The 19,322-nt window shown below is 61.9% G+C and carries 17 protein-coding genes; all 17 read right to left on the bottom strand.

The genetic code is table 11. The features are described 5' to 3' along the window. Positions 1 to 5: 5 nt before the first annotated feature. Positions 6 to 1,391, bottom strand: a complete 1,386-nt coding sequence (locus tag ADJ70_RS05880) for an RIP metalloprotease (protein ID WP_050344326.1) — start codon at positions 1,389 to 1,391, stop codon at positions 6 to 8. Next, entirely contained in the window at positions 1,391 to 2,590 is a 1,200-nt protein-coding gene (gene dxr, locus ADJ70_RS05875) for a 1-deoxy-D-xylulose-5-phosphate reductoisomerase (protein ID WP_253273248.1), read from the bottom strand. Before dxr ends, ADJ70_RS05880 begins: the two co-directional genes overlap by 1 nt. Next, on the bottom strand, positions 2,587 to 3,546 hold the full coding sequence (locus ADJ70_RS05870) for a phosphatidate cytidylyltransferase (RefSeq protein WP_050344325.1): 960 nt from the start codon (positions 3,544 to 3,546) through the stop codon (positions 2,587 to 2,589). The genes dxr and ADJ70_RS05870 overlap by 4 nt, the downstream gene beginning before the upstream one ends. Continuing rightward, entirely contained in the window at positions 3,546 to 4,331 is a 786-nt protein-coding gene (locus tag ADJ70_RS05865; RefSeq protein WP_050344324.1) for an isoprenyl transferase, read from the bottom strand. The genes ADJ70_RS05870 and ADJ70_RS05865 overlap by 1 nt, the downstream gene beginning before the upstream one ends. Then, a complete protein-coding gene (gene frr / locus ADJ70_RS05860; protein ID WP_050344323.1) occupies positions 4,332 to 4,883 on the bottom strand; it encodes a ribosome recycling factor in 552 nt (183 codons plus the stop codon). Between the two features lie 10 nt (positions 4,884 to 4,893). Beyond that, positions 4,894 to 5,613, bottom strand: coding sequence for a UMP kinase (gene pyrH, locus ADJ70_RS05855; RefSeq protein ID WP_050344322.1), 720 nt, complete (start codon positions 5,611 to 5,613; stop codon positions 4,894 to 4,896). A gap of 189 nt (positions 5,614 to 5,802) precedes the next feature. Next, on the bottom strand, positions 5,803 to 6,672 hold the full coding sequence (tsf, locus tag ADJ70_RS05850) for a translation elongation factor Ts (protein WP_050344321.1): 870 nt from the start codon (positions 6,670 to 6,672) through the stop codon (positions 5,803 to 5,805). 78 nt (positions 6,673 to 6,750) lie between these two features. After that, positions 6,751 to 7,548: a 30S ribosomal protein S2 gene (gene rpsB, locus ADJ70_RS05845; RefSeq protein WP_050344320.1), complete on the bottom strand. Its 798-nt coding sequence runs from the start codon at positions 7,546 to 7,548 to the stop codon at positions 6,751 to 6,753. A 279-nt stretch (positions 7,549 to 7,827) separates the two neighbouring features. Continuing rightward, positions 7,828 to 8,760, bottom strand: coding sequence for a tyrosine recombinase (locus ADJ70_RS05840; protein WP_050344319.1), 933 nt, complete (start codon positions 8,758 to 8,760; stop codon positions 7,828 to 7,830). Continuing rightward, positions 8,747 to 10,132: a methylenetetrahydrofolate--tRNA-(uracil(54)-C(5))-methyltransferase (FADH(2)-oxidizing) TrmFO gene (gene trmFO / locus ADJ70_RS05835; RefSeq protein WP_253273247.1), complete on the bottom strand. Its 1,386-nt coding sequence runs from the start codon at positions 10,130 to 10,132 to the stop codon at positions 8,747 to 8,749. The genes ADJ70_RS05840 and trmFO overlap by 14 nt, the downstream gene beginning before the upstream one ends. Next, complete coding sequence (locus ADJ70_RS05830; protein ID WP_050344318.1) at positions 10,077 to 11,024, bottom strand: DNA-processing protein DprA; 948 nt, start codon at positions 11,022 to 11,024, stop codon at positions 10,077 to 10,079. Before ADJ70_RS05830 ends, trmFO begins: the two co-directional genes overlap by 56 nt. After that, positions 11,017 to 12,513 carry a YifB family Mg chelatase-like AAA ATPase gene (locus ADJ70_RS05825; protein ID WP_157051414.1) on the bottom strand — a complete coding sequence of 499 codons (1,497 nt, stop codon included), beginning with the start codon at positions 12,511 to 12,513 and terminating at the stop codon, positions 11,017 to 11,019. Before ADJ70_RS05825 ends, ADJ70_RS05830 begins: the two co-directional genes overlap by 8 nt. A gap of 8 nt (positions 12,514 to 12,521) precedes the next feature. Next, on the bottom strand, positions 12,522 to 13,073 hold the full coding sequence (locus ADJ70_RS05820) for a YraN family protein (RefSeq protein ID WP_050344316.1): 552 nt from the start codon (positions 13,071 to 13,073) through the stop codon (positions 12,522 to 12,524). Positions 13,074 to 13,262: 189 nt separating this feature from the next. After that, positions 13,263 to 14,018 (bottom strand): ribonuclease HII, encoded by a 756-nt coding sequence (locus ADJ70_RS05815; protein ID WP_253273246.1) that lies wholly within the window; start codon positions 14,016 to 14,018, stop codon positions 13,263 to 13,265. 167 nt (positions 14,019 to 14,185) lie between these two features. Beyond that, positions 14,186 to 14,527: a 50S ribosomal protein L19 gene (gene rplS, locus ADJ70_RS05810; protein ID WP_050344314.1), complete on the bottom strand. Its 342-nt coding sequence runs from the start codon at positions 14,525 to 14,527 to the stop codon at positions 14,186 to 14,188. Between the two features lie 831 nt (positions 14,528 to 15,358). Further along, the gene (locus ADJ70_RS05805) at positions 15,359 to 16,435 is read right to left on the bottom strand and encodes a deoxyguanosinetriphosphate triphosphohydrolase (RefSeq protein ID WP_050344806.1); all 1,077 of its coding nucleotides are present in this window, start codon (positions 16,433 to 16,435) and stop codon (positions 15,359 to 15,361) included. A gap of 76 nt (positions 16,436 to 16,511) precedes the next feature. Beyond that, a complete protein-coding gene (gene ppdK, locus ADJ70_RS05800) occupies positions 16,512 to 19,277 on the bottom strand; it encodes a pyruvate, phosphate dikinase (protein WP_050344313.1) in 2,766 nt (921 codons plus the stop codon). Between the last annotated feature and the right edge of the window lie 45 nt (positions 19,278 to 19,322).

The raw sequence follows: 19,322 nt of genomic DNA, 5'->3' as shown, positions 1-19,322 counted from the left end.
CCCCTCTAGCCCATCACGATGTTCACGATGTCGTTTCTCAGTGCGAAAACGAAGATGAAGACGAAAAACGCGATGCCGATGTAGCTCATGATCGTCTGGACACGAAGAGATAGGGGTCTTCTTATGACGAGCTGAATTACCTCGATAAGGATCTTGCCGCCATCGAGGGGCGGGATCGGCAGAAGGTTCATGATGCCGAGCGACATGGAGACGAAGGCCAAGAAGAGGATGAGTGGGTAGGCACCCTGGGATGCCGCCTCGCTTGCCATGGCGGAGATGCCGACGACCGATGAGGTGCCTTGGAGCACCTCCATCGTGTGCTGGGGCATGAGCAGGCGAAGCGCAAACTGTACGACGGCCTTGCCGTAGTCTAGGGCGACCCCGGCCGATTCCAAGAGACTAAGTTTCACGTTCTCCGTCTGCGCCGTGATACCGAGCTTGGCTCCGGTCGCGCCCTCAGGAATGTCCACGGCAAGCGGGATCTGCCTGCCGTCGCGCTCCACTGTGAGCGTGAAGCTCCGGCCCTCGGAAAGCACCTCGCGAAGGGTTGCCACGAGACTTTTCCAGTCGCTGACGCTCCTGCCATCCACAGCGACGATCGCATCGCCAGGACGCACCCCGGCCTCGTCGGCATAACCTCCCTCGGTGACTTCTCCGATTATGTTCGTGTTTTTTGCGACATTGGTCCCCACGAGGCACAGACCGCTCGTCACGATGAGGATGGAGAGCAGGATGTTCACGAGGGGGCCGGCAAGGAGGGTCACGGTACGCTTTAGAAAGCCCTTGCCCGAAAACGTCCTCGAGCGCTCGGCCTTGAGGAAGTCGTCAGCGCTTCCCTCTATGGGTCTTGGCGAGCCAGCCTCGGTCGTCTCTGGCTCGGTGAAGTCGTGACCCCGGTCGAACTCGGTGAGCAGCTGCCCATCGCGCCTCACAGTCTCGAATGTCTCGGGATAGTCCCTTTGCCCCTCCCGCTCGCCTCGCTCGGGGTCGTAGTACGGCTCGATGGAGGCCCAGTCACACAGGGTCGCCAGAAGCTCACGGGACCTCTCGACGTCAATTCCGAGCTCGGTGGCAACGTCGGCGGCGCTCACGCGCCCACGCTCTTGCACGAGGGCGAGGCAGGGAGCGAGAAGCTCATCCTCAGCTCCTCCCATCCCGCAGATCTGCGTGTAGCCTCCCAAGAGCAGGGGCGTGACCCCAAACTCGGTACCGCGCTTCTTAGACTTCCATGAGAGCTTGATGTGGCAGTGCATGCCGAGGAAGAACTCCGTTGCACGCATCCCACAGGCACGGGCCGCAAGGTAGTGCCCCCCCTCGTGGACGAAGACGAGGATAGAAAGCACCACCAGACCCCAGAACGCCGCGGATACGAACGAAAGCAAAGCGTTCATCAAGAACACCTCCCAGAGAAGAAACTACGCGCCCTCTCGCGCGCCCATGCATCGACGTCGAGCAGCTGGTCGAGTGACTCGACCCTCTCGACCTCACAGCCATCCATGACCCTGCGCACACAGGCCTCGATATCAAGGAAACCGCAGCGCCCCTGCCTGAAGGCGAGGTTGGCAACCTCGTTGGCAGCGTTCATGACGCAGGGAAGCGTCCCACCGACCCCACCAGCCTGCCTGGCAAGCGCCAGGCAGCCGAAGGCCTCCTCGTCAGGCGCACCGAAGCTCAAAGAGCCTATGGAGCGGTAGTCCACACGCTCCTGCGGGCATCCCCACCTTCTCGGATAGCTCAGCGCGTATTGGATGGGGGTACGCATGTCCGAGGGTCCGAGCTGGGCCTTGACGACACCATCTGAGAACTCAACCATCGAATGCACCCTGCTCTCACGATGGACGAGGACCCTCACCCGGTCGATGTCGACCTCAAAGAGCTGATGGGCCTCAAGGACCTCAAAGCCCTTGTTCATGAGCGTTGCGGAGTCTATGCTTATCTTAGGCCCCATGCTCCAGGTGGGGTGCCTGAGCGCCTGCGCCGCCGCCACCTTGGAGAGGGCTACCCTGTCCATACCGAAAAACGGGCCGCCCGAGCAGGTGAGCCAAAGGGCATGCACGCTCGCGAGCCTCTCGCCCGCCAGGCACTGGAAGATGGCACTGTGCTCGGAGTCTACGGGTATGAGCTGCCCTGGCTTGGCAAGGGGCATCAAGAGATCACCGCCCACGACGATGGACTCCTTGTTGGCGTAGGCGATGACCTTGCCGGCCTTGAGCGCCGCAAAGCCGGCCCCGATGCCCGCGATGCCGACGACCGCGTTGAGCACGCAGTCCACCTCGTCCGAGCTGGCAAGCTCGACAAGCGCCTCGTGGCCAAAGCTCAGCATGCATCCTCTTGGAAGCTCGTCGAGGGCGGGGTCGTCCCTTCTCGACTCGTCGCTGACGACGACTTGCGCGACCTTGTGCTTGCGGGCAATCTCTACAGCTTTCTTGCAAGATCTGTTGACCGAGATGCCGACGATCTCGACCTCGTCGGGGTGCGCGCAGCACACGTCGAGTGCCTGGGTACCTATCGACCCGGACGCGCCAAGTATCGCCAACCTCATGGGCTGCCTGCGCCCGCTCACCCGGGCCGCTGGCTCGAAGATGCTCACAGAATACCTCCTAGCTGGAGAAGGAGAAATGCGATGGTACCCCCGAAGAGCATGGAGTCGGTGCGGTCAAGCAGGCCACCATGACCGGGCATGATGTCACCCGAATCCTTGACGCCGACACCACGCTTGATGCGGGACTCGAAGAGGTCTCCCACGACTGAGAAGATGCCCACGAGGACTCCGCAGGCAAGCGCGAGGGTAAGCGAGATGCCCCTGACGCCCAGTGCCCAGAGGAGTACCCAGATGAGCAGGCAGCCCAAAAGGCCCCCTATGAGGCCCTCAATGCTCTTGTTTGGCGAGATCCTTGGCGCGAGCTTGTGCCTTCCCAGACGCGAGCCCACGAAGAAGGCGGCAGAGTCACTGAGCCAGACGGATCCCATCACCCCAAAGGTCAGAAGCGCTCCCTCGACGCCTGCGTCGCACATGCGTATGATCACGATGCACGAGAGCATGAGCGAGGTGTAGATGGGGCCGAAGACCGTGGTCGCGACATCGGAGATGTTGGCACGCGGCGTCATGACGTACCAGCCGGCAACCGCCGCGATGAAGACGAAGAGGACGACGAGCGTCCATGCGAGCTGGCCCGTCAGGGGGGCAAGTGGGAACAGGACCGCCGCCGCGAGGCCAAAGACCTCGTTGGGGCCCCTTCCGCTCAGGCGGCTCATCGTATAGAACTCAGAGCAGCAGAGCCATGACATGGCCATCATGACGAGCGCTGTAGTGAGCTTGCCGAGAAGGATGGCCGCAAGCGTCGTAAGCGCGTAGACCGTACCCGAGAGGACCCTCGCAAGCAGCTTCTCGGTCCAGCCACGCACCCTTTGGCCCCTGAGGTTGCCCTCGTCGCGCTCCCGTCGCCTCGCGTCACGGGCCCGCTCGAGGCGGTCGATGCCCGCCTCGAGACCACGCGAGGGCCTCGGTGCATCCGCCTCCTTGTCTACGTTGTGCCGACTGCCCATCACTTCGCGACGACACCCCCAAAGCGACGATCCCTCTTTTGGTAGGAGCAGATCGCGCGCAGGAACTCCCAGCGATCGAAATCGGGCCAGAGATGCTCGCTCACGTAGAGCTCGGTATAGGCGAGCTGCCAGAGTAGGTAGTTGGAGAGCCTGAGCTCGCCTGAGGTTCTGATAAGGAGGTCGGGGTCAGGCAGGTCGCGGGTATAGAGGCGTCTAGAGACGGCGTCCTCGTCGATGTCTTGGGGCAGGACTTGTCCCGCCCGGACGTCTTCTGCCAAGCTCCGCACGGCACGGACAAGCTCCGCCCTCGATCCGTAGTTGACGGCGAGGGCAAAGGTCATGCCATCGTTGTTCCTCGTCTCCTCGAGTCCCTGCCGGAAGACGTCATACGTATCCTTGGGAAGCGCCGTGAGGTCACCGAAGAATCTGAGCCTCACATTCTCCTGTCGAAAGAGCGGCAGCTCCTTGACGAGCGTCGTCGCGAAGAGGTGCATGAGGAGGTCGACCTCGCGCTGGGGTCGTCTCCAGTTCTCGGTCGAAAACGCATAGGCAGAGAGAACATCAAGACCAAGCCGCACGCTTGTCGTCACGGCTTCTCTGAGCGAGTCCACGCCTGCGACGTGGCCCGCCGACCTCTCAAGGCCACGCGCCTTGGCCCAGCGCCCGTTGCCGTCCATGATGATCGTGACATGGGACGGGATGCGCTCGAGGTCGAGGTCGCCGAGCGTCACCTCACCGTCCCCGCCCGCGAAGTAGGAGCGGAGCTTTTCCGGATCGAAGTGCACCTAGAGCTCCATGACCTCAGCAGTCTTTGCCTTGAGCAACTCGTCGATCTTGTCGATGTAGCTGTCGGTGAGCTTCTGGATGGCCTTCTTCTCGCGGTTCGCGTCATCCTCAGAGATGTCTCCGGCCTTCTCGTCTTTCTCGGCAAGGCCGTTGGCGTCGCGGCGGCTGTTTCGCACAGAGATCTTGGCTGCCTCGGCGTACTTGCGGCACTCCTTTGCGAGCTCACGCCTGCGCTCCTCGGTGGGTTTGGGGAAGGGCAGCTTAATGCAGGAGCCGTCGTTGCTTGGCGTGATGCCGAGATCGGAGGAGGAGATGGCCTTCTCTATCTCCTTGAGCAAGCCCTTGTCCCAGGGCTCGACGATGAGCATGGACGCATCGGACTTGATGCCGGCGAGTTGGTTTATGGGTGATGGCTGGCCGTAGTAGTTAACCCTGATGTCGTCAAGGACATGGGGGTTTGCACGGCCCGTGCGCACTTTGGCGAAGTTGTGACCCAATGCCTCGATGGACCTCTCCATCTGTTTCTTTGCGGCGTCTGTGTACTCGCTCATCTTGCTCCTCCTATTCGTCCACTACCGTCGTTCCGACGGACTCACCTCTTAGGGCACGCTCGAAGCTGTCCCTGCCATTCAGGTTGAACACCATGATGGGCATGTGGTTGTCCTGGCAAAGTGCCGTCGCGGTGCCGTCCATGACCTGTAGGCCCCTCATAAGCACGTCCGTGTACGTGATGGTATCGTACTTCTTGGCATCAGGATGGGTCACGGGGTCGGCATCATAGATGCCATCGACCTTGGTTGCCTTCATGAGCACCTCTGCGCCGATCTCGCAGGCGCGAAGCGCGGCTGCCGTATCTGTCGTGAAGTAGGGGTTGCCGGTGCCTGCGGCAAAGATGGTGATGCGTTTCTTCTCGAGGTGTCTGATGGCGCGACGGCGGATGTAGGTCTCGGAGACCTGGTGCATCTCGATGGCACTCATGACGCGACTCTGCATCCCGTTGCGCTCAAAGGTATCCTGTAGGGCCAGTGAGTTGATGACGGTGGCGAGCATGCCCATGTTGTCGCCCTGCGCCCTATCCATGCCAGCGGCTGCGCCGGAAAGTCCCCGAAAGATGTTGCCACCACCAACTACGATGGCGATCTGAACATTAGCCTTATATGCTGGCTCGATGTAACCGGCAATCTTCTCGGGGACGGTCGGATCGATACCAAAGTCGTTAGAACCCATGAGGGCCTCGCCTGACAGCTTGAGAAGGACGCGCTTGTACTTATAGTCGGACACGACCCACCTCCATGTGACGGGCGACCCCTTGTCGCCCTTGAGAGCAGCGCTTGGCGCAGGTGCCCTTGTCGATTCTAGCAGAGTGGAGCTACCAGTGGCTACCCTGCGGACGGGCAGCGGAGCAGCAATACACGAGAGGAGCCGACGCCGTCTGACGTCGGCTCCTCGATGCCGAAGCTAAGGACTACCTTACTCGCCGAAGGAGAAGCGCACGAAGCCCTCGATCCCAATGGTGTCATCGCAGGCATCGCTGGTCCGCTTCGCAAGCTCAAAGATAGTCAGTGAGGAGTCCTTGATGAATACTTGCTCGGTCAAGACGATTTGCTTGTAGAACTTCTCGAGCTTGCCGTTGGCGATTGTCTCCCAGATGGCCTCAGGCCTACCGGAGTCTGTCGCCTGCGCGAGGTAGATGGCCTTCTCGCGCTCTATGGTCTGAGCGGGGACGTCCTCGCGCTTTGCGGCAACGGGCGCGGACGCGGCGACCTGCATCGCGACGTCATGCGCGAAGGTCTTGAACTCGTCCCTCTCGGCGGTTGCGGCGTTGGAAAACGAGAACATCACGATGTCGGCGAGCTTGCCGCCCAGATGGACGTAGGAGGAGAGAGCACCGTTCTCGACGCTGACGCGCTGGAAGCGAACGATCTTCATGTTCTCTCCGATGACGTGGATCATCTCGGTGAGTGCATCGGCGACGGTCGCCTTGCCCATCGCGCAGCCCTTGAGCGCCTCGACGTCTGAGGGATCACTCTCGCAGACGACCCTCGCAAGGTCACGGGCAAAGGCGGTGAACTTGGGGTTGGTGCCCACGAAGTCGGTCTCACAGCTGAGTTCGAGGAGGGCACCGGCCTTGCCGCTTTCGGCGACATATGCGGCGATGGTTCCCTCATTGGTTGCACGTCCGGCACGCTTGACGGCCTTGGCGATACCCATCGTGCGTAGCACGTCCACCGCCTTCTCGAGGTCACCGTCGGCCTCCACGAGCGCCTTCTTGCATTCCATCATGGGCGCGTCTGTCATCTCGCGAAGCTGCTTGACCATAGCTGCGCTAATCTTGGCCATGTCCGGCCTCCTTCTGTCTCTTCATTATGTCTCTAGGTGCTTTATGTCTCTAGGTGCTTGTTCGCTTGTCAAACCTGCCTACTCGGCCACGGGTGCATCCGCCTCGGTGTTCCCGGTCGCCTCGACGCCCTCTGTCACCTCGACGGCAGGGGTGGTCTCGCCCGAACTCATCTCCTCGACGCTGATCTGCTCCTGACCCGTCCCTGCGAGGATGGCGTCTGCGACCAGCTCACACATGATGCCGACCGAGCGGATCGCATCATCATTAGCGGGGATGCCAAAGTCGACGACATCGGGGTCTGAGTTGGTGTCGAGGAGGGCGATGACCGGGATGTTCAGGCGATTGGCCTCGCGGATCGCGATCTCCTCACGCTTGGAGTCGACGACGAAGACAGCTTGCGGCAGGCTCTTCATGTCGCGGACGCCACCAAGATTGCGCTGGAGCTTCTCGAGCTCTTTGGTGAGGACGGCCTGTTCCTTCTTACCTCGCAGGGCCATACTCCCGTCCTCGACCATGGTCTCGAGCTCCTCCATGCGGTCGATGCGCGAACGCATGGTGACGAAGTTTGTGAGCATGCCGCCGAGCCAACGCTGGTTGATGTAGGGCATGCCGCAACGCTCGGCTTGGGTCGCGATGGGCTCTTGCGCCTGCTTCTTGGTGCCCACGAAGAGTAACTTGCCACCCTTGGAGGCGACGTCCTTGAGGAAGCTGTAGGCTCTATCGGCACCGAGTACGGTCTTCTTGAGGTCAAGAATGTAGATGCCGTTTCGCTCGCCGAAGATATACTCCCTCATCTTGGGGTTCCAGCGCCGCGTTTGGTGGCCGTAGTGGCAACCAGCCTCGAGCAGGGTGCGGATGTTGATCTTGACTGCCATTGTCCTTACCTCCGTTGGTTGATCCTCCGCGTGGTGTCATCCCCATCATCCCACCTGGACCCTGACATGGTGGCCCAGGCACCACAGGACGAGAGTCGCCACGCGTGCGAAATGTGTGCCATGTGAACACATGACAACGCAGCATTTTAGCAGACATCAATAGGTCGTATCAGTCACATAGCATACACATAAGTTCCTGCCAAGAGACAGTTTGCGTCGAGTGGCACCATCTTCCCCCGATGTGTTGACAGGACGTCTTGTGGCATATGGCCTGCGGCGCTAGCCTGCCCTCGGATGGGCCTGCCTCGCCGCTTTCTTGAGCCTGTCTATGGAGAGATGCGTGTAGATCTGGGTGGTCGAGAGGCTTGCGTGTCCGAGTAGTTCCTGGACGCTCCTGAGGTCGGCGCCCCCCGCCAGAAGCTCCGTCGCATAGCTGTGCCGCAGGGAGTGTGGGGTCACGTCGGGGTCGATGCCCGACTCTTTCGCACGCCTCTTGAAGGCATCTCTCAGGGCACCTGTTCCCATCGCGTTGCCGCGTGTGGAGACAAAGAGCGCCCCTGTGTCCCCTCCTCTCGCGTGCGAGACAAGTTGAATGCGGGCGTCCTCCATGTAGTCTCTGACCCTCGCGAGAACTTGGGGGTAGAGTGGGACGATGCGTTCCCTCGAACCTTTGCCAAAGAGCTTGACCTGTCCCTCGTCGAAGTCAATGCTTAAGACCGTGAGCCTCGAGAGCTCGAAGAGCCTCGCTCCGGTCGCATAGAGGAGCTCTATGAGGGTCGCGTCTCGTATGCCTACCGCGTCATCCCCGCAGCTTTCCATAAGTCGAGTCACATCCTCGTCTGAGAGGGTGGTCGGCAGGCTTCTGGGGATCTTGGGACCCAAGACGGCATCGATGGTGACCTCTCTGGCAAACCCCTCTCGCTCGAGCCAGCGATAGAAGCTACGGACCGCCGAGAGCCGCCTGTTGATGGTCCTTGGCGCATAGCCAGCTCGCGAGAGCTCGCCCAGAAAACCCCTGAGGTCCCGGTGTGTCGCGCCGAGGGGGTCTATGCCATGGCGTTCCGCCCACGATCCGAAGGCGTCAAGGTCACAGCCATAGGCCCTTGCCGTGTTGTGCGAGAGCGTGCGAACGTCGAGCAAAAAGTTGAGAAAACCCTCCTTAAGCTGGGAAAAGCGGGAGTTGGGCTCTTGGCTCTTCTCAGGCTCGGGCATACGAGCTCCCAAAGAGGTCGTCTCGGTCTTCCAGGCAGCGTTCGAGGTCGCTCATGGCGCGATCGGCGTACGCACGATAGCGCTCGCGCTTCTTGAGGCGTGGACCCTCAAGGGGCAAGACCAAGCCAAAGTTCACATGCATGGGCTGGTAGGGCTCTGTGGCAGGATCGGTTGCGTAGCTCACGAGAGATCCCAAGGCACCCGTCTTCGGGAGCGTGAGACGGTCGAGTCCGCTGAGTTCCGCATAGGTGTTGATGGCAGCGAGAAGCCCAGAGGCGATGGCCTCCGTGTAGCCTTCGGTGCCGCAGATCTGTCCTGCCAGCCTGCATGAGGTCCCAGGTATGGCAAAGCTCGAGTCAAGGACCCGGGGCGCATCGACAAAGGAGTTGCGGTGCATGACGCCATAACGGAAGAAGTCCGCATGCGCAAGGCCTGGAATCATCCTGAACACGCGCTCCTGCTCCCCCCAGCGCAGATTCGTCTGAAAGCCGACGAGGTTGTAGGCACTCCCCCTGACGTTCTCTGCCCGCAGCTGCGCGACCGCCCAGGGCCTGCGTCCAGTCCTCGGGTCGGTGAGTCCCACGGGCTTGAGGGCGCCAAAGCGTAGCGAATCGTGACCGCTGCGCGCGACCTCCTCGATGGGTTGGCAGGCCATGAACAGCTCAGCTCGCTCGAAGTCCCTGGGCACGACGCGCTCTGCCGACACGAGCTCCTCGCAGAACGCGTCGTACTCCCGCCTGTCCAGAGGGCAGTTCAGATAGTCCCCGCCTTCGGTCTGCTCGTAGCGCGACTGGGCAAAGACGATATCGGTGTCAAGCGACTCACCGTCCACAATCGGTGCTGCCGCATCGAAGAAGGAGAGGGCGCCTCTGCCCAGCCTCCTCGCAAGGTCGTCGAAAAGCGCCCGTGAGCAGAGGGGGCCTGCGGCAATGACGCAGGGGCCCTCGGGCAGCCGCGTCACCTCCCTGCGCTCGACCTTGATGAGATCCTGAGCCTCGATCCTCTCGCCCACGAGGGCCGAGAAGCGCTCGCGATCCACCGCCAAGGCACTTCCGGCGGGAAGACGCGCCTTGAGGGCAAGCTCGAGAAGGATGGAACCCATGGCACGGAGCTCTTCCTTGAGCAGGCCCGCCGCGCTGTCGTGACGGGTAGACTTGAGGGAGTTCGAGCAAACGAGCTCGGCGAAGTCAGCCGTGTGATGGGCTGGCGACGTCGCGACGGGGCGTTGCTCGACGAGTCGAACCGAGACGCCCCTCCGTGCGAGCTGCAAGGCGCACTCGCTTCCCGCCAGTCCTCCACCAACCACCGTCACCGCGCTATCCCGCATCGCCATTCCCCTCTTGGTCAGGCCTCCCGATACGCTTCTTCTCATGGTGCCCCACCATTCTATCGCGGGCGAGGTAGGCCGACTCGCTCAGGCTGTAGCGCCCATCAGGAAGCCGCTTGACCATCCCTGCGCCCTCGTAGTCAGAAAGCGCCACAAGTATGCTCGTCACCGGCTCGGCGAGGTAACGCGCAAGGTCGTCCGGGCGCGTCGGCTCACTCATGAGGGCGGAGAGTATCCGCCCCTCCTGCCTCGGCACGCCCTCCCCCACCATCCTGAGCATGCCAAAGTCAAGCGAGATTCTCTGCTCGAGGTCGATCTCTGAGGCGATGATGTGGGCGCCCTCTGCGATGAGCTGGTTTGCCCCCATGGACTCCGGCGAGAAGATGCTGCCGGGGACCGCGTAGAGGTCCCTGCCCATCTGGCCTGCGGCCAAGGCGGTCGAGAACGTGCCTGACCTGAGCCCCGCCTCGCAGATGAGTATGCTCTGGGAGAGGGCGGCGATGATGCGGTTGCGCTTGGGGAAGGCGTAGCGCCTGGGCGTCTGCCCCCAGTTCTCGAGTGAGACCACCGCACCTCGTGTCACCGCGCGGGCGAACACGTCTTCTGAGGAGCGTGGGTAGGTAACGTCGGCGCCGGTGCCCGTGACGACGATTGTCTTGCCTCCGGCATCGAGCGCCGCGCGGGCCGCCGTAACGTCACAGCCCATGGCCCCACCCGTCACGACCACTATCCCGCACTCTGCCGCTACCCTACCGGCCAGTCGAGCCACGGAAAGGCCGTAGGGAGAGGCCCTCCTGGCTCCGATGATGGAGATGCAGCTCTCGTGCAGGACGTCTCTGGAGCCGATTCCGAAGACCCACTCCGGCGGATCCTCGAGGTCATCGAGCGCCTGAGGCCAGGCACCGTCTCCCTTCGTGAGTACCCATCTGTCACCCATCGATTCCGTCACCCCCCATGCGATTCCTGTAGCTGCTTGCCTCGAGCACGTGAACGCGACCGACGCGCTCGCTTTGCTCCACGTCGGCGATCGTGCGTGCGACCTGCGCCATCTTGACGATGGACCGGGCTCCCAGCGCCATGCGAGACGAGAGGCCCTCGAGGCACGAACGGGCCTCGGGCTTGAAGAGCAGCGACTCGACGAGGGCGTCATCTGGTCTGCCCTCTCGTCGCTCGCGCCGAAGTCGCAGCTCACGGGCACCCATGACAAGCGCGCGCATCGTTTTTGAGTCCATGCCAGCGGCACCTTCGATCACGAGGTCGGACTGGGGTCGCTGGACGCCCACGTGGATGTCTATCCTGTCCATGAGAGGTCCGCCAATCCTGCTCTGGTAGCACTGGATGCGCGCGGGAGAGCAGCTGCAGCCGTGACTGGGATCACCAAGGTATCCGCAGGGGCAGGGGTTTGAGGCAGCTATGAGCTGGAACTCGCAGGGAAAGCGGTAGGTGCCGTCCACACGTACGAGTTGCACCACCCCGTCCTCCATCGGTTGCCTGAGCGACTGAAGGACGCTGGTCGAAAACTCCGGAAGCTCGTCCAAGAAGAGCACACCTCTATGTGCAAGGGAGATCTCTCCTGGGGTGACAGGCCTGCCGCCGCCGATGAGACCGCCCCTTGATATGGAGTGGTGCGGTGCCCTGAAGGGCCTCGCGCGCGCGAGCGTCGCTCGGCTCAGCTGACCCGCAACCGAGCTCACGAGCAGGACCTCCTCGAGCTCCTCGTCGGTGAGGGGCTCCATGATCGTGGGGAGCCTGCGTGCAAGCATGGTCTTTCCGGCGCCTGGAGGTCCCACCATGAGCAGACCGTGCGATCCGGCTGCCGCTATGACCAAGGCGCGCTTGGCCTCCTCCTGACCATAGACGTCGGCAAAGTCAAGGGAGTGGTCTGGCACCGCAGGTCTCGAGGGCTCTCCTCTCGGACGGTCGAGTCTGCCGACCCCCTCCCTCAGTTCGTTCAAAGAGCGTATGACGCTGAGCCCACACCCGTCCATGCGTAGCACGGCGGACTCGTGCGAGCACACGAACGTCGCTCCAATCTTGCGACAGAGCACCTGATAGGCTACTGTCCCACGCGTCTCGCACACCTCACCCGAAAGACCGAGCTCCCCTACGAAGAGACAGCGCTCAAGGCCGTCTGTGGGAATCTGGCCACTTAGCGCGAGTATGGCGATAGCGATGGGGAGGTCGAACCCCGTCCCATTCTTTCGTATCTCTGCGGGGGCAAGGTTTATGGTGAAGTGCAGGCGTGGCATCTTGAAGCCACAGGCCTTGAGGGCGCAGCGAACCCTTGACCGCGCGTCCATGACGCCTGCGCCGGGCAGGCCCACGATCGAGAACCCCGGAAGACCACCGGATGACGCGACCTCGACCTGTATGGGAAGGGCTTCGACACCCCAAAGGCAGGCTGAGCCTATCCTGATGTTTGTCATCGTCTGCATCACAGATCACACACAAACGCTCCGACGAGGTGCCTGAGGCTGGCCTGACGCTCTCCGTGTATCTTGATGGCTATGACATCGAAGCGGACGAAGTTGCTCTCCCTGTGGTCGATCAGGTAGTACAGGGCGATCTTTCTGTAGCGCTCCTGCTTATCCAGGGTGACGGCAAGCTCGGGGACGATGTCCTCGTCTTGTGGGCTCGTGAGACGGGTCTTTACCTCGACGAAGACCACGCAGTCATCCTCCCTGGCGATGATGTCTGCCTCACCGCCAAGGTTTTTGTACTTGCGTGCCAGGATCTCGTAGTCCCTCTGGCGCAGGTAGCTCTCCGCAAGAAGCTCGCCTTGGTCTCCGAGCTCCTTTTCACTCATGTCGCAAGGGGGCTTTCCGTTGACGTTTGTTGCCTCGGACAGCACGGCCTCCCAGGCATCCTCCCGCTCCCTTAGCTCCTCGGCGTCGCTTAGGGAGCTGTCACCCACGTCCTTGCAGACGAATTCTTCGATATCTCCCCTGCCAAAGATTGTCCTCGATGCGCATGCGGCGTTTCCCATGAGTCCTCCTCCATCCGCTTGGCCTGCGGCAGAGGGTGACAGACGCGACTTGCATACAGCTTGCACTCGACTGCCGCGTCCTGCAGCGCGATCCATACCGTTTTGCCTCGTCCAGAAAGACGCAGGATAAGCTGGGTGCAAGTCTTGGCGGTGTTGGCTGAGCGTGAGCGCCATCTCCCACAAAGAAGACTATGTATCCATGAAATTTTTACAGAATGAAGTGCGATGAAGAGGGGTGAGACCATGCTCCTGGATGGCTCGTATGTGCTCGGCTGAGCCGTAGCCCTTGCAGGAGGCGAGGTGATATCCGGCATACTTGACGTCATAATCGACCATCATCTTGTCACGCGTAACCTTAGCGACGATGGATGCCGCTGCGATTGCGGCGATGCGAGAGTCCCCCCTTACGAGGGCCCTCTCCTTGGGGTGCGCGTGCACAGCCCTGCCGTCAATGAGAACACAGTCAGGCTCTACGCCCGCGTCCTCGATGGCTCCGGCCATCGCCACCCTCAATGCGACGCTCATGCCCACCGCATCGATGGACGTGGCTTCGACGTGGCAGGTTCCGATGGCACAGGCCTGCTCGCGGATGCGTTTCGCAAGCTCGAGGCGACGTGCGGGAGAGAGCCGCTTTGAGTCGTCAATGCCCCAGATCTTGGGCTCTTGGGGAAGGATGACGGCACATACGGTGAGCGGTCCCGCGAGGGCGCCTCTTCCCACCTCGTCGACGCCCATCACGAGACCGTCGCCACCAAGAGAGCGCTGAAGCTCGTACATGCCCTCGACCCGCCTTCGCTCGGTCTCCTCCTTGGCAAGGCGTCTTTTGGCCGATCTAATCGCCCTCTGGACCTGCGTACGTGGGTCTGTGGCATAGCGCTCGATGAGTGCTAGCGCCTCGTCGTGAGAAGCTCGCGCAAGAAGTGCAGCAACCTCTTGCGCGCTCATAGGCCGTCGTTCGCTCCACGGCATAATTTCCCAGTTTCCCAGTTTTCTTAAGACGAACCAAACTCGGTACCCCAGAATCTGCGGGGCACTATCGCAGAGACATTTGCCCAGTTGGATCCCAAAACTCGGTACCCCAGAATCTGCGGGGCACTAACGGCGTTAGTGCCCTAGCGCTTCTCGCGGATGCGGGCGGCCTTGCCCACGCGATCACGGAGATAATAGAGCTTGGCACGATGCACGTCACCGTGGCGCACGATCTCGAGCCTGGCAATCTTGGGGCTGTGCAGAGGGAAGGTGCGCTCCACGCCAATACCGAAGCTGATCTTGCGCACGGTGAAGGTCTCACGGGAGCTGCCGCCGCTCATGCGGATGACATCGCCTTGAAACACCTGCTCACGCTCGCGCTCACCCTCCTTGATGTGATAGTGCACCTTTACATTGTCGCCCACGCGGACCTTGGGAATGTCCTCGCGAATCTGCTGGCGCTCGATGGCACGAATGTAGTCCATGGTATCCTCGTCTCTAGAGGTGTCGCCACAGCTTGAGCGACACGTAGGCTTACACACGATGAGTCAGTCTAGCCCACCAAACGAAGGGTGGCAAGTTGGTCTTGTATCCCGGGTTGAAATCCACACGACCTGAGGGGATGTAGAACACATCCGCAGATGTAGAACACATCCGCTTGACCAGCCGAGAAATCGTCCTGCCTGCGAAAGGGTTGTCCTCAGGCGAGATTCGAAGCACGCTCCGGCCAGATGCATCCCACCGTTGACGCAACGCCCACAAGGTCCAAAGGTTACCTCGACCTGCACTGCCACTCGGGCATGAACGTTCCACCCTCGTACGTTCACTGGCGAGTGGCAGTGTGGATGACACTGCCATGTACGTTCACCGCCGAGTGGCAGTGCAACCTACACTGCCACTCGGGTCCGAGCGTACCGATCACACTGCCACTCGCCCCTGAGCGTACCGCTTCGGTACGCTCGACGCCATTTGGCAGTGTGAGACGCACTGCCACTCGGGTCCGAGCGTGCAGTACCGTGTGGGTGGCACTGCCACTCGGCCCTCAGCGTACCGCTTCGGTACGCTCGACGCCATTTGGCAGTGTGAGACGCACTGCCACTCGGGTCCGAGCGTGCAGTACCGTGTGGGTGGCACTGCCACTCGGGCATGAACGTTCCACCCTCGTACGTTCACTGGCGAGTGGCAGTGTCAACGCGCCGCCAGACGCCCTACTCGCCTCTCGCAACGGCCGCAGGCGGGGTCTCGACAGGCCATCGATGTGTTCGGCGTACCCCCCCTCACAAGGCTCTCGACCCCAGGGTGAGGCCTTCCCAGGCTCATCTGTCCCTGTGAAGCACGGGTTCCCGCCATGCGTGTGGCACGGTCAGCTCCTCAAAGATACGCACGGCGTAGCGGTCAGTCATACCCGAGACGTAGTCTGCCACCTCGACGTCCGGATGACTCACATCGTGTCCGCGATACTCCCTTGGCATGTCATCGAGGTGTGTCACGAAGTAGTCGAAGAGCGACCCTATCATGCGCTCAGCCTTGGGCTCCTCGTACTTCGCATCGCCTTGTGTGTAGAGTTTGTCAAAGAGGAAGGCGCGCAGCTCCATCAACGCATCCCAGACCCGTTGGCTCATGAGCACGTCATCGGCACCTGCACTGGCATCCACGACGTCGCGGACCATCGTCTCTATGCGTTCGGAGGAGGTGTGCCCAAGGACGTTACGGGCGTCTGGGGGCAGCATGTCCTCAACGAGCAGTCCCGCACGCTCCGCGTCGTCGATGTCATGGCACACATAGGCGATGCGGTCGGCCCGGGCGACCACGCGCCCCTCAAGCGTCGTAGCCCGAAGCGAGCCTCTGTGACAGCGGATGCCGTCGAGCACCTCAAAGGAGATGTTGAGTCCCCGACCGTCCCTCTCGAGTCTCTCGAGGACGCGCACGCTCTGCTCGTTGTGCTGGAAAAGCGACTTTCCCTCAACGCTCGTAGGATCTATGCCCCTAAAACGGGCCATGGCCCTGGACAGAGCCCGCTCCCCGGTGTGGCCAAAGGGGGTGTGACCTAGGTCGTGTCCAAGGGCGATGGCCTCCACAAGATCCTCGTTGAGGCGCAGGGACCGCGCGATGTCGCGAGCTATCTGGGAGACCTCGAGCGTGTGAGTGAGACGCGTGCGGTAATGGTCGCCCTCGGGTGCAAGGAACACCTGGGTCTTGTTGGCGAGACGCCTGAAGCTCTTGCTGTGCAGGATCCTGTCCCTATCGCACTGGAAGCAGGTCCTCAGACGGTCAGGAACCTCCTTGCGTGCCCTGCCTCTACTTTGATCGGCATAACAAGCCCGTGGGCCCAGCAGCCCATGCTCGCGCCTCTCCTGTTCCACCCCGCTCAGTACGCCCGGGTCGTCTGCCACCTTGGTCACCTCCGTGTATGGGGCGGAAAGGAGCCTTTGCCCCTTCCCGCCCCACCGGTCAGCCGAGCGTCACAGACTAGCCCAGCTTTTTGGGGCCACCGTTGGAGTTGATCTTGGCCTGGGCACCCGCAAGGCGCGCGATGGGCACGCGGTAGGGGGAGCAGGACACGTAGTCAAGACCGAGGTCGTAGTACATCTGGATGGAGTCGGGATCCCCGCCCGTCTCGCCGCAGATGCCACAGACGATGGTCTCGTTAGCCGCGTGGCCTCCCTTGACGCCCATCTCGACGAGCTTCGCCACACCAACATCGAGCGTCTCGAAGGGGTTGGCCTTGAGAATCTTCTTGTTGAGGTACTGTGGGATGAACGCGCTCTCGACATCGTCGCGAGAGAAGCCGAAGGTAGTCTGTGTGAGGTCGTTAGTACCGAAGGAGAAGAAGTCGGCGTAGGCACCGATCTCGTCGGCGGTCACGGCTGCACGCGGCAATTCTATCATGCAGCCGATGGGGATGGAGAGCTCAAGGCCCTCTGCCTCCTCGACAGCCTTGATGACGCTCTGGATCTGCTCACGAACGAGCTTGAGTTCCTCGACCGTGGAGATGAGCGGGACCATAATCTCGGGCCTGGGGTCAAGACCCTGCTTCTTGAGGGTGGCAGCAGCGCCTGCGATGGCGCGGACCTGCATGTCGTTGAGCTCGGGATAGACGATGCCCAGACGGCAGCCGCGCAGGCCGAGCATGGGGTTGGCCTCCTGGAACGAGTCAAGCCGTGCCAGGCGCTCGCGCATGGCCTCAAGCTGGGTGTCGTTCTCGCCACGACCCTCTGCGTGCGCTATCTCGACGGCAAGTTCGCGCGGATCGTCGAGGAACTCGTGCAGGGGCGGGTCGAGCAGGCGCACGATGACGGCCTTGCCGTCCATGGCCTTGAACATACCCATGAAGTCGCCCGTCTGGGCCTTGAGGAGCTGGCCAAGGGCCTGCTGCTTCTGCCCATTGGTGTCGGCGAGGATGAAGGTCTGGATGATCTGCTTGCGCTCGCCGAGGAACATGTGCTCGGTGCGGTCGAGGCCGATGCCCTCCGCACCAAAGTCCACAGAGAGCTGGGCATCCTCGGGGTTGTCTGCGTTGGTGCGCACGCCGAAGATACGACCGCGTGAGGCGTCGTGACGGACGTCATCGGCCCACTCGAGCATGGTCTCGAGGTCGCCGGTGAGCTCGGGGCGCTTCAGGGGCACCTCTCCCACGATGATGTTGCCTGTGGTGCCATCGATTGAGATGATGTCGCCCTCGTGCAGCACGATGTTTGTGCCCGAGATGGCCACCTCCTTCTTTGCGGCGTCTATCCTGAGGGCCTCGGCGCCGCAGACGCAGGGGGCACCCATGCCTCGGGCTATGACGGCCGCATGCGAGGTCTTGCCACCATGCGAGGTCAGGATACCCTCGGCCGCCACCATGCCCTTGAGGTCGTCGGGTGTGGTCTCCCAGCGCACGAGGATACAGGGCTTCTCGATGTTGGCGTAGTGGACGGCGGCGTCGGAGGAGAACACGACGGCACCCACGGCCGCGCCGGGGCTGGCGTTCATGCCCTTGGCGGCGACATCGAACTTTGCCTTAGGATCGAACTGCGGGTGCAGGAGCTGGTCAAGCTGGTCGGGGGCAACGCGCAGGATCGCCTGCTCCTTGGTGATGCGCCCCTCCTCCACCATCTGCATGGCGACCTTGAGCGCGGAGAGCGCCGTGCGCTTGCCGACGCGGGTCTGGAGCATCCAAAGCTTACCCTGCTCGATCGTGAACTCGATGTCCATCATGTCGGCGTAGTGGTCCTCAAGGATCTCGAAGACGTGGAAGAGCTGCTCGCCCGCCTCCTTGAGCGCGGGGATCTTCACGAGATCGGCGATGGGCTCGGTGTTGCGGATGCCTGCCACGACGTCCTCGCCCTGGGCGTTCACGAGAAAGTCGCCGTAGCGCTCGTTGGTGCCGTCGGCGGGGTTACGCGTGAAGGCGACACCGGTGGCGGAGGAGTCTCCCTTGTTGCCAAAGACCATGACCTGGACGTTGACGGCAGTGCCCAAAGAGTCGTCTATCTTATTCTGCTTGCGGTAGAGCACGGCGCGCTCCGTGTTCCACGAACCGAAGACGGCCTGCTCGGCAAGGCGTAGCTGCAGATAGGGATCCTGCGGGAAGGAGGCTACGCCCTCAGGGGCGACCTCGGGGTGCGCCTGGGAATCGACGTTTTTCGCAAAGATCCGCTTGAATGTCTCGGTGAGTTCCTTGAGGTCCTCGGCGGTGAGGTCCGTGTCAAGCTTGACGCCCTTCTCGGCTTTCTTCTCGTTGATGGCGTCCTCGAAGAGCTGTCCCTCGACGCCCATGACGACGCTCGAGAACATCTGGATGAAGCGGCGGTAGGAGTCCCAGGCGAAGCGCTCGTTGTTGGTCTGCTTGATGAGGCCCTGGACCGACTTGTCGTTGAGGCCGAGGTTGAGGACGGTATCCATCATGCCAGGCATGGAGAACGGAGCACCTGAGCGAACGGAGACCAGCAAAGGATCGGTCTCGTCGCCAATCTTCTTGCCCATGCGCCTCTCGAGATCACGGCGGTACTCATCGATTTCATCGAGTACGCCCTCGGGCCAGACGTTGCCGGCGCTCGAGTAGGCGACGCAGGTCTGGCAGGTGATCGAGAATCCCGGGGGAACGGGAAGGCCGATGTTGGCCATCTCGGCAAGGTTGGATCCCTTGCCACCGGTAATCCACTTTGCCTCGTTGACGGAAGAGCCGGCAACCTCGGTCACATTGTTGCCATGCTCGTCCATGCCAAAGCGATACACGTGCTTCTCAGCCATATAAAACCCCATATCTCTCGTACCCGGTGCGGGTCCTTCCCACAC

Origin of the sequence: Olsenella sp. oral taxon 807 (genome assembly GCF_001189515.2) — a bacterium.
Classification (GTDB): domain Bacteria; phylum Actinomycetota; class Coriobacteriia; order Coriobacteriales; family Atopobiaceae; genus Olsenella_F.
Note: the sequence above shows the minus strand (reverse complement) of the source record. Positions and strands in the feature narration are given on the sequence as shown.

Bases quoted from the DNA above. Each gene is read 5' to 3' on its own strand.
- ADJ70_RS05830 (WP_050344318.1), bottom strand. From the start codon at position 11,024: ATGGGTGACAGATGGGTACTCACGAAGGGAGACGGTGCCTGGCCTCAG.
- ADJ70_RS05815 (WP_253273246.1), bottom strand. From the start codon at position 14,018: ATGAGCGCGCAAGAGGTTGCTGCACTTCTTGCGCGAGCTTCTCACGAC.
- tsf (WP_050344321.1), bottom strand. From the start codon at position 6,672: ATGGCCAAGATTAGCGCAGCTATGGTCAAGCAGCTTCGCGAGATGACA.
- ADJ70_RS05880 (WP_050344326.1), bottom strand. From the start codon at position 1,391: ATGAACGCTTTGCTTTCGTTCGTATCCGCGGCGTTCTGGGGTCTGGTG.
- rplS (WP_050344314.1), bottom strand. From the start codon at position 14,527: ATGGACTACATTCGTGCCATCGAGCGCCAGCAGATTCGCGAGGACATT.
- ADJ70_RS05840 (WP_050344319.1), bottom strand. From the start codon at position 8,760: ATGCCCGAGCCTGAGAAGAGCCAAGAGCCCAACTCCCGCTTTTCCCAG.
- ADJ70_RS05870 (WP_050344325.1), bottom strand. From the start codon at position 3,546: ATGGGCAGTCGGCACAACGTAGACAAGGAGGCGGATGCACCGAGGCCC.
- trmFO (WP_253273247.1), bottom strand. From the start codon at position 10,132: ATGAGAAGAAGCGTATCGGGAGGCCTGACCAAGAGGGGAATGGCGATG.
- ppdK (WP_050344313.1), bottom strand. From the start codon at position 19,277: ATGGCTGAGAAGCACGTGTATCGCTTTGGCATGGACGAGCATGGCAAC.
- frr (WP_050344323.1), bottom strand. From the start codon at position 4,883: ATGAGCGAGTACACAGACGCCGCAAAGAAACAGATGGAGAGGTCCATC.
- ADJ70_RS05825 (WP_157051414.1), bottom strand. From the start codon at position 12,513: ATGACAAACATCAGGATAGGCTCAGCCTGCCTTTGGGGTGTCGAAGCC.
- rpsB (WP_050344320.1), bottom strand. From the start codon at position 7,548: ATGGCAGTCAAGATCAACATCCGCACCCTGCTCGAGGCTGGTTGCCAC.
- ADJ70_RS05820 (WP_050344316.1), bottom strand. From the start codon at position 13,073: ATGGGAAACGCCGCATGCGCATCGAGGACAATCTTTGGCAGGGGAGAT.